Source organism: Brevundimonas sp. 'scallop' (assembly GCF_011045535.1).
Lineage (GTDB): Bacteria > Pseudomonadota > Alphaproteobacteria > Caulobacterales > Caulobacteraceae > Brevundimonas > Brevundimonas vesicularis.
Window position 1 is genome coordinate 1,061,764 of sequence record NZ_CP039382.1, and the last position, 12,756, is coordinate 1,074,519.

11 protein-coding genes are annotated in these 12,756 nt (G+C 65.4%); 6 read left to right on the forward strand and 5 right to left on the reverse strand.

The window, feature by feature from the left end:
• Positions 1–76: 76 nt before the first annotated feature.
• The 3 genes from E4341_RS05165 to lpxC all read left to right on the forward strand — a co-directional run bounded on the left by E4341_RS05165 (position 77) and on the right by lpxC (position 6,247).
• Positions 77–3,343, forward strand: coding sequence for a TonB-dependent receptor domain-containing protein (locus tag E4341_RS05165; protein ID WP_165115681.1), 3,267 nt, complete (start codon positions 77–79; stop codon positions 3,341–3,343).
• A gap of 231 nt (positions 3,344–3,574) precedes the next feature.
• Entirely contained in the window at positions 3,575–5,161 is a 1,587-nt protein-coding gene (gene ftsZ / locus E4341_RS05170) for a cell division protein FtsZ (protein ID WP_165115683.1), read from the forward strand.
• A 186-nt stretch (positions 5,162–5,347) separates the two neighbouring features.
• A complete protein-coding gene (gene lpxC / locus E4341_RS05175) occupies positions 5,348–6,247 on the forward strand; it encodes a UDP-3-O-acyl-N-acetylglucosamine deacetylase (RefSeq protein ID WP_165115685.1) in 900 nt (299 codons plus the stop codon).
• Here the strand turns inward: lpxC and pgeF are convergent.
• From pgeF to lgt, 3 genes are read right to left on the reverse strand one after another with little or no spacing between them, the layout of a single operon-like run.
• Positions 6,244–7,014: a peptidoglycan editing factor PgeF gene (gene pgeF / locus E4341_RS05180; protein ID WP_165115687.1), complete on the reverse strand. Its 771-nt coding sequence runs from the start codon at positions 7,012–7,014 to the stop codon at positions 6,244–6,246. The two genes, lpxC and pgeF, sit on opposite strands and share 4 nt — an antisense overlap.
• Before the next feature lie 13 nt (positions 7,015–7,027).
• The gene (locus E4341_RS05185) at positions 7,028–8,113 is read right to left on the reverse strand and encodes a class I SAM-dependent methyltransferase (RefSeq protein ID WP_165115689.1); all 1,086 of its coding nucleotides are present in this window, start codon (positions 8,111–8,113) and stop codon (positions 7,028–7,030) included.
• Positions 8,110–8,985 carry a prolipoprotein diacylglyceryl transferase gene (lgt, locus tag E4341_RS05190; protein WP_165115691.1) on the reverse strand — a complete coding sequence of 292 codons (876 nt, stop codon included), beginning with the start codon at positions 8,983–8,985 and terminating at the stop codon, positions 8,110–8,112. The genes E4341_RS05185 and lgt overlap by 4 nt, the downstream gene beginning before the upstream one ends.
• A 173-nt stretch (positions 8,986–9,158) precedes the next feature.
• Here lgt and E4341_RS05195 point away from each other — a divergent pair, with 173 nt between their 5' ends.
• The 3 genes from E4341_RS05195 to E4341_RS05205 all read left to right on the forward strand — a co-directional run bounded on the left by E4341_RS05195 (position 9,159) and on the right by E4341_RS05205 (position 10,829).
• Positions 9,159–9,446: an accessory factor UbiK family protein gene (locus E4341_RS05195; protein ID WP_165115693.1), complete on the forward strand. Its 288-nt coding sequence runs from the start codon at positions 9,159–9,161 to the stop codon at positions 9,444–9,446.
• A gap of 73 nt (positions 9,447–9,519) precedes the next feature.
• The gene (locus E4341_RS05200; RefSeq protein WP_017504503.1) at positions 9,520–10,023 is read left to right on the forward strand and encodes a YbjN domain-containing protein; all 504 of its coding nucleotides are present in this window, start codon (positions 9,520–9,522) and stop codon (positions 10,021–10,023) included.
• Between the two features lie 17 nt (positions 10,024–10,040).
• Complete coding sequence (locus tag E4341_RS05205; protein WP_240893621.1) at positions 10,041–10,829, forward strand: pyrroline-5-carboxylate reductase; 789 nt, start codon at positions 10,041–10,043, stop codon at positions 10,827–10,829.
• Here E4341_RS05205 and E4341_RS05210 read toward each other — a convergent pair.
• Positions 10,826–11,302, reverse strand: coding sequence for a hypothetical protein (locus E4341_RS05210; protein ID WP_205751365.1), 477 nt, complete (start codon positions 11,300–11,302; stop codon positions 10,826–10,828). The two genes, E4341_RS05205 and E4341_RS05210, sit on opposite strands and share 4 nt — an antisense overlap.
• A gap of 85 nt (positions 11,303–11,387) precedes the next feature.
• Complete coding sequence (locus tag E4341_RS05215; protein WP_055754099.1) at positions 11,388–12,755, reverse strand: ATP-binding protein; 1,368 nt, start codon at positions 12,753–12,755, stop codon at positions 11,388–11,390.
• Between the last annotated feature and the right edge of the window lies 1 nt (position 12,756).

Here is a 12,756-nt window from a genome sequence, read left to right on the forward strand (position 1 = left end):
GCTAGACGGTTTACGAGAAGCCATGGGCTTTTGCGGCTCGGCTGTTCGCAAATCGATTCTAGTGGGGTGACTGATTATGAAACTGAAGCGTAATTATTTGTTCGGGACGACGGTTCTGGCGGGCATTCTCGCCGTGTCGGCCCCCGCCTGGGCCCAGGCGCAGCAAACCGCCGCTGAAGCCGCGGACGCTACTCAGGTTGACGAAATCGTCGTCACTGGTTCGCGTATCCGTCGCGATCCGGTCACGGCTCCCACCCCGCTGATCCAAGTCAGCCGCGAGACCCTGCTGACGACCGGTCAAAACACGGTCATCGACTATCTGGCGACCATTCCTGCGCTGATGAACTCGCAGGTTCCGTCGGACACGACCGCAGGCGTTTTGAACGCGGGCGGCCTGTCGCTGCCGAACCTGCGCTCGTTGGGGTCGGGCCGCACGCTGACGCTGGTTGACGGCCGTCGCCACGTTGGATCGCCGCAAGGCACCTTGGCCGTCGATGTCGACACCATTCCGCGCCTGCTGATCGAAAGCGTTGAAATCGTCACGGGCGGCGCGGCGTCCGTCTATGGTTCGGACGCCGTGTCCGGCGTGTTGAACTTCAAGCTCCGCAAAGATTTCGAAGGTCTGGAAATCGACACTCGTTGGGCTCAGCTGAACGACGGTGGTCAAGATTCCAAGCGTATCTCCGTCCTGGCAGGCAAGAACCTGTTTGATGACCGACTGAACCTCTACGCCTTCGGCGAATACGAGCAGCTGGACGAAGTGCTGGCGGCCGATATCGACTGGCTGCAAGGCGGTTGGGGTCTGGTCGGCCGCGACGCCGACACGGCGGCTGCCTCTTATGATGGCGTCACCGACAGCCTGCTTTATAAGGATCGTCGTACGCTGCAACTGCTCCGCTGGGGTCAAGTCACCCTCGCTAACAATTATCAGCCCAGCGCGCTGAACAATCCGAACACGATCCCTGCCGCTCAGTGCACGACCACGTCGATCACGTCGGCCTCCTGCTTCGGCGTAGCCCCCGGAAGAACCTATGTGTTCGATGGCGCCAACGCGCGGGTCGCCGATTTCGGAAACTGGGTGCAACTGACCGGCACGAACCGCGGCATCAACGTGGGCGGCGACGGCGAGAACCCGAACACGATCTTCAACGTCGATTCGACGCTGCCGAAGTCCGAAAACGCCCGCTTCCAGGTCGGCGCCAACTTCAAGATCACGAACAATATCAATCTGTATGCCGAAGCCAAATATGTCGACGAGACGACGAACCTGGCGACCGGCTATTCGTTCGGCGATATCTACATCGCCGACACGCTGAACGCCGCCAACTCGATGCAGATCCTCAGCACGTCGGCCTATACGACGCGCACGGATAACGCCTTCCTGCCGGCCAACCTCGCCGCAGCTATCCGCGGCAACACCACGCCGGTCTATGGTCCTGCGACGGCAGGCGCGGCCGGCGTCCAGACGGGCACCACGTCTGCTCCCTTCGCGCGTTACAGCGCCTGGCTGCTCGACCGTCCGCAAACCAACGAAAAGCAGTTGCAGCGTTACGTCATCGGTCTGAACGGGTCGGCGGGCGATCTTGGCTTCGTCAAGAACATCGACTGGGATATCGGCTACACTTACGGCCGCGTCGATAACAAGAACACCGAACGCGGTCTGGACATCGAACGCTTCTCCTACGCGATGGACTCCATCCGCGATGGATCGGGCAACATCGTCTGCCGCGTCCAAGCCCTGACGGCAAACGGCGGAACCGTGACCAGCCGCAACCCGAACGTTCCAGGCACGCTGAACTCGCAGTCGTCGGTCGTTCAAAACTGTAAGCCGTTGAACGTGTTTGGTCTGGGCAACCAGAGCGAAGAAGCGCTTCAATATGTGCGTGCTCAGCTGACGATCGATCAGGTCAACGAACAGCACGACGCACTGGCTACGGTCTCAGGTCAACTTTGGGACTTCTGGGGCGCAGGCCCGATCGGCGTCGCTCTGGGTGCCGAATACCGCAAGGAATATACCGAAGGTACGGGCCGCAGCCGCTCGCTGGGCACAACCTACGCCCAACTGAACGGCGGCGCCGACTTCTTGCCCGCCGAATATGAGACCAACGAAGCATTTGCCGAGTTGTCGATCCCGCTGATGCGTGACTCGTTCCTGGGCGAGTATGCGGAACTGAGCGGCTCCTATCGCTACAGCGACTTCTCCACCTTCGGTGCGAGCGATGTCTATGGCGTGAACCTGGTCTACCGTCCGATCCGCGACATCGCGTTCAAGTCGAGTTTCAACACCTCGGTTCGCGCGCCTACGCTGTCGGAAACCAACTCGCCGCAGACGCAGACCTTCCTCGCATTCACTGATCCTTGCGCCACGCTGAACATTCAGAACCTGGCGGATCGGGAGCGTGCGGCGAACCGTATCGTCAACTGCGCCGCCTTGGCCTCTCAGTTTGGTCTGACCTACAACTTCACCGATCCGACGGCGGCGAATGCCTATCGCCCGGTCTATGCGAGCAGCGTTGCCGGTCGTAACGGCGGCAACCCCAACCTGGTGCCGGAAGAGTCGGAATCCTTCACCTTCTCGACGGTCCTTCAGCCGCGCTTCATCCCGAACTTTTCGCTGGTCCTCGACTACTACGAAATCACCATCGACAAGGTCATCGCGGCGGTCAGCGCCCAGGTGGCAGCTGAAAACTGCGTCAACGGCCCTTCGCTGAACACCAGCGCTTGCCAGACGCTGACTCGCTCGGGCGTGGATATTCCGGCCACCCCAGGCGACGACCGTTTCCAGTTGGTCGACTTCCTGCAAAGCTCGATCAACTATGCCAAGCGTAACGTTCGTGGACTGGACTTCACGTCGAACTACCGCTTCGACACGCAAGACATGCTCGGCCGGAACTGGGGCGTGTTCCAACACTCGGTCAACGGCTCCTGGCTGATCGAGCAGAAGAACTTCAACAACATCGAAAACCCCGCCGACTTCACCGAACTGTCGAGCACGCTGTTCTATCCGCGTACCCGCCTGACCTCGACGCTGACCTGGCAAACGCCTTTCGAACCCCTGCGTGTGACATGGGTTGCCGACTGGCAAACCGCTCAGGACATCGTTCAGCGTCGTGATTTCGTGCAGAACGCAGACTCGCGTCCTGCCGAATATCTGGACACGAAGAACTTCATGCGGAACGACTTCTCGGTCCGTTATCAGGTTCGTGATGATCTGACGCTCACCGGCACGGTGCAGAACGCCTTCGACTCCGAACAGGCGCGTTGGCTGGGCGCTACGCTCTACTCCAACTTCGATCCTTACGGACGTCGTTACTCGATCAGCCTGAACTACCGTCCCTGGTAAGACTGGGATGAATGCGGAAAGGGCGGCTCAAAAGAGCCGCCCTTTTTCGTTGTCGACAGGAAAACTCCAGCAACGCTTCCGGTTTGGGGTGTTCTTCGGTCCGACTCACATTATCGCCGTAACGTTCTCTTAACCTTCATGGGCGCAATCCTTAACGCGCTCATAACCAAAGCGATTCGGCGGGGCGGTCGGTTGGTTTGAAGGGGCGGGTCAGCAGGTCGGAAACAGAAAATGTCGCTCTCATTGGTCAAGCCGCAACACACTGAACTGAAGCCCCGCATCGTCGTGTTCGGCGTCGGCGGCGCCGGCGGCAACGCCGTGAACAACATGATCGACGCCGGCCTCGAAGGGGTCGAGTTCGTCGTGGCCAACACGGACGCGCAGCACCTCAGCTTCGCCAAGACCGATCGCCGCATCCAGCTGGGCGAGACCATCACCCAAGGCTTGGGCGCCGGCGCCCACCCCGAAGTCGGCATGAACGCCGCCGAGGAATCCGCCGACGAAATCCATCAGCACCTGGAAGGTGCGCACATGGTCTTCATCACCTGCGGCATGGGCGGCGGCACCGGCACCGGCGCGGCCCCTGTCATCGCCAAATGCGCGCGTGATCGCGGCATCCTGACCGTCGGCGTCGTGACCAAGCCCTTCACCTTTGAAGGGCGTCACCGCATGCGTCTGGCCGACGCGGGCGTCGCCGAGCTGCAACGCTATGTCGACACCCTGATCGTCATCCCGAACCAGAACCTGTTCCGCGTCGCCAATGAGCGCACGACCTTCGCCGACGCCTTCGGCATGGCCGATCAGGTTCTGCACTCGGGCGTGCGCTCGATCACCGACCTGATGATCCTGCCGGGTCTGATCAACCTGGACTTCGCCGACGTGCGCGCCGTCATGTCCGAGATGGGCAAGGCGATGATGGGGACCGGCGAGGCCACGGGCGACGATCGCGCGCTGCTGGCGGCCCAGAACGCCATCGCAAACCCGCTGCTGGACGAGACCAGCCTGAAGGGCGCCAAGGCCGTGCTGGTGAACATCACAGGCGGTCTGGACATGACCCTGCTGGAAGTCGACGAGGCCGCCAACGCCATCAGCGCAGAAGTGGACGGCGACGCCAACATCATCTTCGGCGCGGCCTTCGACCCGGCTCTGGACGGCAAGATCCGCGTCTCGGTCGTCGCGACCGGCATGGACGAGGGCGAGGTGCGTCGCATCGAACCCATCGCTCCGCCGGCCGCCAGCGCGCCGCTGGCCAGCCATGATGCGCGTCGCTCGGCCGGCGGCCTGTATGGCACGCAAGCCTCGCGCGCCCCGGAACCGACCCGTGACGCCTACCGCGAGCCAGTTCGCGCCGAAGCCTCGCGGGCGCCCGAGCCCCGCATCGAGCCGGCGCCGGTCGTGCCGACCTTTCAGGCCCCTGCCGCTCGCGAACCGGAACCGCGCCCCGAGCCGGTGATCCGCGTCGCCGAGCCGCAGCCGCGCACTCTGGACCCCATCGTCGATCCTTGGGTCGAGGAATATGAAACCCGCGCCCCGGCGCCGCGCGTCGCGCCGCAAGGCGATCTCTACGAGCGCGCCGCGCCTGCGGCCCAGCAGCCCCAAGCCGACGATGGTTACGACGATCGTGACCACCGCCGGAGCGGCTGGAGCCTGTTCGGGCGCGGCAAACGCACCCAGCCTCAGCACGACATGTCCTATGCGCCGCAATCGTCGCATCAGGCGCGCTCTTCGGCTCAACCGGTCCAACAGCCAGAACCGGAGGCGGGACAGGCCGATGACGACCTGGAAATCCCATCCTTTCTCCGCCGTCTGGCCAACTGAACGTCCCAAATGACGATGAAACGCCCTGGAGCCCGCCTCCGGGGCGTTTCTCGTTCTCGGACGTGTCTCAGACCGAAACAATCCGAAACCGGACTTTGATTTCGCGCTTGCGGCATGACCGCTACATGAAACCCAGGGCGCAATCCGCACGGTGTGCGGCGCGCAAAGGAAAGAGCGAGTTCAGGTTTGTCGGTCAGAAACGACCATCACGAACGCACCATCGTCGCCCCGGCCATCATCGCCGGGGTCGGGGTGCACACCGGCCGCCGGGTGCGGCTGGCGGTTCGGCCTGCGCCGTCGGGCACGGGCATCGTCTTCGTGCGCACTGACATCACCGACCGCGACAACCGCATTCCGGTGTCGGGCGAGGCCGTGGTTGACGCCCGCCTGAACACCATGATCGAGAACGGCGCGGGTGTTCGCCTGTCGACGATCGAGCATCTGATGGCCGCTTTCGCCGCCCTGGGCGTGTCGAACGCCGTGGTCGAGGTGGACGGACCGGAGCTGCCGATCCTGGATGGTTCGGCGCTGGAGTTCGTGAAGCTGCTGGATCGGGCCGGTTTCCGACCGCAGCCGACGCCGCAGCGCTATATCGAGATCCTGGAAACGGTCCATGTCGTCGAGGGCGACAAGCATGCGGCCCTGATGCCGTGCGACCGCTATGAGATGCGGTTCGAGATCGACTTCCCGTCGGCCGTGATCGGCAATCAAGTGATCGACTTCGTCGTGGACGAACCGACCTTCCGCAAGGAGATCATGGCCTGCCGCACCTTCGGGTTCGCCCACGAAGTCGAGGCGTTGCGCAAGGCGGGTCTGGCGCGTGGCGGTTCGCTGGAGAACGCCGTGGTCATCGACGGCGACGAGATTTTGAATCCCGGCGGCCTGCGCATGGAACGCGAGTTCGTCCGTCACAAGGCGCTGGACGCCATCGGCGACCTGTATGTCCTGGGCGCGCCGCTGCTGGGTCGCTACGAAGGCTACAAGGCCGGTCACGCCCTGAACAACAGGCTGGTCCGCGCCCTGTTGGCCGCCCCGCACGCCTGGCGTGAAGTGACCCGCGTGCCGGAGCTGGCGCGCGCGGGCTAAGCCCCGATCACCGCAATCAATCGACCGAAGTCCGGCTCGCCGTGCTGGAAGGCGCGGCGGTTCGAATAGAACCGCTCTGTGTCCGCGCAGGTGTCGTGGCCGGTCCAGACGGCCTGGCCGACACCCGCCTGCTGCAGCCGCCACAGGACGAAGCCGGGCAGGTCGAACTGGCGTTTGTCGTCGGTCTCTCCGGGGCGGAAGAAGCGGTCGCTGCCAGGATCGTGGTGGGTGAAGCGATCTTCGAAATCGACGCCGACCTCATAGCTGGCGGGCGCGATGCAGGGGCCGACGACGGCGACCACCCGCCGAGGCTCTGCGCCCAGGGCCTGCATGGCGGAAACGGCGGAGTGGATGACGCCGCCCAGCGCGCCCTTCCAGCCGGCGTGGACGGCGGCGACGATGCGCGTCTCGGTATCGGCCATCAGGATCGGCGCGCAATCGGCGGTCAGGACGGAACACAGCAGGCCGGGCTCGGCCGAGACGACGGCATCGCCCTCCGGCCGATCGCCATGCCAGGGACCTTCGGCCACACGCGCCACGGCGGAATGGATTTGGTAGCAGCCGTTCAGGTGGTCGGGGTCGGCGTTGAAATGGCCCGCGACACGCCGGCGGTTTTCGGCGACGGCGGCCGGGTCGTCCTTGGAGCCGACGCCAGCGTTCAACCCTTCATAGAGGCCGGTCGAGGCGCCGCCCGCGCGGGTGAAGAAGCCGTGGGCGATGCCGGCGGCGGTCAGAAGCGGGTGGGTGATGGGGGCGAGATCGCTCATGCCCCCACCTATATCAGGCGTCCCAGCCGGGCACGACCAGGGATCGGGGGGCGAAGATGGCGGCGGCCTTAAACAGAGTTCCCATCTGGTCGTCGCCAGTCAGCCGATGCAGCTGGCGGTCGATGACGCCCGAGGCGGCAGGCCGGCTAGGTTTCAGCGTCTCGGCGCGGGCTTCGATGCCCAGCCGGCGCAGGAACTCGCCCTGGGGCAGGCTGCCGGTGACGTCGGCGCCCGTTCGAACGGCCGCTTCCAGCACCAGGGGGAAGTCGGCCCATTGGGTCAGGTCGGCTTCGCCGGGCGTGGCGAGCGGATCGACCTTCTGGTGACGACGCAAGGCCTGGAGCGTGTCGCCGGCTTCTGGGCGGGCGCGGCCATAGTCGATCAGCAGGGCGGCGCCCGAGGCGGCCTTCATCAGCAGGCCCAGGTCGCGTCCGAAGACCGCCTGCTGGTCCGAAATTTCCAGAATGCCGCCCGGCGCGATTTCGAAGTCTGGCTTCTGAAAACCGCCGGATATGGTTGTCAGGCCGAAGATCAGATCGCCGTCGTCTGTGACGCCGATGCGGCGCTCGGCCCAGCCGCCGTCCGTGCGGACGAACTGACGGGCGGGCATGCAGTCCAGCACCTCATTGGCGATCAGGATGACCGGCGCGTCGGTCTCGATCGCCGTCAGGCTGCGCACCCAGCGCGGCGACAGGTCGGCGCCGGCCAGGGCCTTGGCCTGCAGATCGCGCAAGGGGGCGCTGGGTTCGATCAGGATCAGATCGCAGGCTTCGAGAAAGCCCGGGACCAGACGGGCGGCGCGCAAGGCGTCGCTCATCAACGTGCCGTCGCCTGGGCCGACCTCGACCAGGCGGAACCGCTCGGGCGCGCCCAGCCGGTTCCAGGTTTCGACCGCCCACAGGCCGATCAGTTCGCCGAACATCTGGCTGACCAGGGGGGCGGTGATGAAGTCGCCACGCGCGCCCAAATCTGGACGAGACGCATAGTAGCCGCCCTTGGGATCGTGCAGGCAGCGGGTTACGTAGTCGGCGACCGTCATCGGGCCCGTCAGCGCGATCTCGCGCGCCAGACGGGCCTTGAGGGTTTCTGTCTCGCTCATGCCTCAGCAGCAGCCGGCGGACGCTTCCACGCGCGCCAGATCAGCCAGGCGCCGACCAGGATCATCGGGATCGACAGCATCATTCCCATAGTCAGGCCGAACGGGAAATCTGGCATGCCGATATCCGGCTCGCGCACATTCTCCAGCGCCGCGCGGCAGACGCCATAACCGACCAGGAACAGGCCGGTGATATAGCCGGGCTTCTTCAGCAGGCCGAACTTCCAGATCGCCATCGAAAGGGCGGAGAAGAGGACGATCCCCTCAAGACCCGCCTCATAGAGCTGGCTTGGGTGGCGGGGCGCATCACCGGCGGGGCAGAAGCCGTACATCTGTTCGATGCGGGCGTTGCAGAAGCGCACGGCCCAGGGGACGGTCGTTTCGCGGCCCCACAGCTCGCCATTGATGAAGTTGGCCAGGCGGCCGAACATCAGGCCGATCGGCACGACGGGCGCGACCAGATCGCCGAGGCGCAGCATGTCGATCTTCTGCGACCGGGCATAGAGGACGATGGCCAGGCAGACGCCCAGGAAGCCGCCGTGGAAGCTCATGCCGCCGGTCCACAGCTGCAACAGTTCGAACCGCTCGCCCAGCGTCTGGCCGGTGAACAGCTGGCCGTACATGGCCGGCTTGTAGAAGAGGGCGTAGCCCAAGCGGCCGCCCAAGATGATGCCCAGCACGATCCACAGAACCAGATCGTCCAGTTGCGTCGTGGTGACGGGCGGCTTGCCGGGCGCCCACAGCCTTTGAGTCTTGGCCAGGCGCGCGGCGTACCACCAGCCCAGCACGATGCCGGCGACATAGGCCAGAGCGTACCAGCGGATCGGAAGCGGTCCGAGGTGGATCAGGACCGGATCGAATTCGGGAAAGGGCAAGGGGCGTTCCTGTGCGGGACTGTCTTTGACAGTGGTTTAGCAAGCGTCGCCGCCGTCGTCGCCTGTGAAGACGCATCACGACGCCTTGATGGCGCCCGCGAAGCAGCAGAAAGAAAGGTTTCGTTCACCATAGTCGGTGAACCTTCGTTAACGACGTTGAGGTCGGAGCCGCCATGCAGACCCGCAATCCCATTCTGGACGAGTTCGCCAAGCTGACGACCGGCGCCATGGGCCTGGCCCAGGCCGCAGGCGAAGAGGCCAAGACCGCCTGGCGCGCCCAAGCTGACCGGATCGCCGCCGAAATGGACCTGGTCCGTCGCGACGAGTTTGATGTTCTGAAGGACGAGATCGCGGCTCTGCGGGCTGAGATCGCAGAGCTGAAGGCCGCCCAAAAGCCGGCTGCAACGCCCGTGAAGGGAACGTCCACAGATGGAACTCAACCCGGGGACGCAGCCGGTTGAGCCGAATCTGCGAACAGGCTTACCGTTCTGTTAACGCCCGCGATTCTCGCGGACGCAGCGTGAAAGACACTTGATGGACATCGCCCGGCCCGAGGAAGTGGACGTGCCCTTCGACCCGCTTGAGGTCGTCGAGCATGTGCTCACGGCCGAGAATCTTCCGTTTGACCGCACCGACGACGGCGACCTGGCCTTTGCTCTGGCCGGAGACTGGAAGGATTATGAACTGTGGTTCGCCTGGCGTCCCGAGGGCGACTGTCTTCAGCTGTGCTGCGCGCTGGATCTGAAGGTGGCCAAAAGCCGCAAGACGGCGGCCTATGAACTGGTCGGCCTGATCAATCAGCGCACCTGGATGGGTCATTTCGAGGTCTGGGCGGAAGACGGGGAGATCGTCTTCCGCCATTCGCTGGCCCTGCCGATGGGCGAGCGCCCGACTCTGGCCCAGGCGGCGTCGATGATCGACGCGGCCATCGAGGCTTCGGATCGCTACTACCCCGCCTTCGACTTCATGGTGCGCGGGAACAAGAAGCCGCAGGAGGCGATCGACGCCTGCCTGTTCGAGACCGTCGGCACCGCCTGATGCCAAGCGCGGCATCTGTGCCGGGTGCCGTTGTTCTGGTCGGCTGCGGCCGGCTGGGCTCCGCCATTCTGGAAGGCTGGCTGCTGACCGAGACGGTGGCGGCGTCCGAGCTGATCATTCTCTCTCCCTCTGAAAAGCCGGCGGCCGAGATGGCGCGGGCCAAGGGCGCGCGGATAAATCCGCCGCTGGAGGCCCTGACCGAGGCGGCGGTAATCGTTCTGGCGGTCAAACCGGCGCTGTGGCGCCAGGTGATGGCTCCGCTGGCGCCGTTCCTGAGTGATCGAGCCGTCATCCTGTCGGTCATGGCGGGCGTGACGGCGCCGACTTTGGCCGAAGGCCTGGGAGGCTGGCCCATCGTTCGGGTGATGCCGACAACCGGCGTGTCGCGCGGGCGCGGCGTGGCCTCTGTCTGGTCGGCGGACCGGCGCGCCGAGGGCATCGGGCGGGCGCTGTTCGAGCCGATGGCCGAGACCGTGGTTCTGGCCGACGAGGCCCTGATGGATGCGGCGACGGCGGTGGCCGGGTCAGGCGCAGCCTATTTCTACGCCTTCACCGAAGCGCTGGCGCGGGCCGGGGAGGCGGCGGGTCTGGATGCGGCGACGGCGGATGTGCTGGCGCGCGCGACCCTGAGGTCCGCAGCCGACTCCATGGGTGACGACGGGCTGGAGGCCCTGATCGGCCGCATCGCCTCGCCTGGCGGCTCGACCCGCGCCGGGCTTGACGCCATGGCGAAGGACGGCCGCCTCACGGCGATGCTGGACGAGACGGTCGCGGCGGCGGTCAGACGCAACCGCGAGATGGGCTAGAAGCGTCCGCGCTCGATCTGATCGCCGAAGCGCTCGAACGCGCGGTCGGCGTCGCGCCAGACGCTGTAGCCCCAGACGTCGTTGATGCTGGGCGTGAAGTAGGAATAGTCCACGGGCCGCGTCGCGCCGTCCGCCAGGACGATCTCGCCCTTGATGGCCGCGCCCCCGACGGACACGCTGCGGATCGGGTCGAGGCCCGGCGTCTGACGGACCTGTTCGAACGTCGGCCGGTTGGGCTTCAGATCGACCAGGACCAGATTGGCGGTGGCGCCTGGATAACGCTGGGCCAAGGCCTTTCCGACCTCGGCCTGAAGGCTGGCGATCTGTTCGTTGACCTCGCGGTGGCCGAGCTTTTCGACCTCGCGCTGAAGCTGCGGCCCGACCGTGACGTTCACCGTCGGCGCTTGAGCCTGAGCCATGGCGGCGACGGCGAGGGTCGCGGCCAGCGGTGCAAAGAAGGCGAGTTTACGCATCGAAATCATCTCCAAGCCCTGTCACCCTCAAGATGACCCTTGCAGCGCCGTTCCGCCAGACCCTGCCGACGAAAGCTTGCATGCCTTAAGCGGGCTCGGCGACGGTGACCGCGCCGGGGATGCGGATCGTCGCTTTCAACCCGCCCAGTTCGCTGCGATCCAGGGTGACGTCGCCACCGTGGCCGCGCGCCACATCGCGCGCGATGGCGAGGCCCAGACCGACGCCCTTGCGGTTCTGGTTGCGAGAGTCGTCCAGGCGCGAGAAGGGCCGGAAGGCCTCGTCATACATGGCTTCGGGAATGCCGGGACCGTCGTCCTCGACGATGATCTCCAGCCCGCCTGACGCCAGGGCGCGGCCCGACAGCCGCACATGCTCGCCGTGCGAGGCGGCATTGCCGGCCAGGTTTACCAGGGCGCGCTTGAAGGCGAGGGGGCGAACCGAGGCCGTCAGCCCGTCGGCGACCACCACCTCGACCTCGGCGCCAGCACGTTTTGCATCCTCGCCGGCCGCGTTCAACAGGTCGGAAATCGACACCGGCTTGGGTGGTTCGCCCGCTTCGCCACGGGCGAAGTCGAGGTATTCGTCGATCATATGCTCCATCTCGTCCAGGTCGCCCCGCATGGCGGACTGGCGCTTGAAAGGTGGAGCAAGAGCCAGTTCGAGGCGCAAACGGGTCAGGGGCGTGCGCAGATCGTGGCTGACCGAGGCGAGCAGGGCGGTGCGTTGATCGATGTGGCGCTGAATCCGGTCTCGCATGGCCATGAAGGCGACGGCGGCGGCGCGGACCTCGCGCGCGCCGTGCGGCTTGAACCGGGGCACGGTTTCGCCGCGCCCGAAGGCTTCGGCCGCGTCGGCCAGACGCTCAATGGCGCGGACCTGATTGCGGATGAAAAGGATGGCCACGCCCATCAACAGAACGGTCGCCACCGCCAGCCACAGGACGAAGATATGGGCCTGGGTCGCCACCGCACGCTCGCGTGGGGCGATGATGCGCAGCACCCCTTGCGGCTCCTGCACCTGGATGTCGACGTAGGCGGGATAGCGGGTGGTGTCGAACCAGTAGGGGCGGTCCAGACGCGCATCCAGGGCCTTGTCCAGCACACGGTCCACCACGCCGATGGCGCCGCGGCGTTCTTCCGTCGGAAGGGTGCGCCCGTCCTGAAGCACGATGGACAGGGACATGGACCGTTCGGCGCGATTGGCCAGCTTGTCCAGGTTCGCCGGGCTGGGGTCGTCCTCATAGCTCTCGACGGCCCAGGCGATGTCGCCGGCCAGGCCTTCGGACAGGCGCGCGGTCACCGTCTGCCAGTGAGCGTCGAAGAAGACCCAGGTCACCGCCATCTGCATGACCAGCACCGGCAGGACGATAATCAGCAGCGACCGGCCCCATAGCGAGGTCGGCAGGCGCCGCTTCAGAAATCGCGGCCACAGATAGGCGGGCAGAAGCCGCATC

Coding starts and splice junctions, on each gene's coding strand:
- E4341_RS05185 (WP_165115689.1), bottom strand. CDS start 8,113: ATGAGCGAGACAGAAACCCTCAAGGCCCGTCTGGCGCGCGAGATCGCG.
- E4341_RS05210 (WP_205751365.1), bottom strand. CDS start 11,302: ATGCGTAAACTCGCCTTCTTTGCACCGCTGGCCGCGACCCTCGCCGTC.
- E4341_RS05165 (WP_165115681.1), top strand. CDS start 77: ATGAAACTGAAGCGTAATTATTTGTTCGGGACGACGGTTCTGGCGGGC.
- E4341_RS05200 (WP_017504503.1), top strand. CDS start 9,520: ATGGACATCGCCCGGCCCGAGGAAGTGGACGTGCCCTTCGACCCGCTT.
- ftsZ (WP_165115683.1), top strand. CDS start 3,575: ATGTCGCTCTCATTGGTCAAGCCGCAACACACTGAACTGAAGCCCCGC.
- E4341_RS05195 (WP_165115693.1), top strand. CDS start 9,159: ATGCAGACCCGCAATCCCATTCTGGACGAGTTCGCCAAGCTGACGACC.
- E4341_RS05215 (WP_055754099.1), bottom strand. CDS start 12,755: ATGCGGCTTCTGCCCGCCTATCTGTGGCCGCGATTTCTGAAGCGGCGC.
- pgeF (WP_165115687.1), bottom strand. CDS start 7,014: ATGAGCGATCTCGCCCCCATCACCCACCCGCTTCTGACCGCCGCCGGC.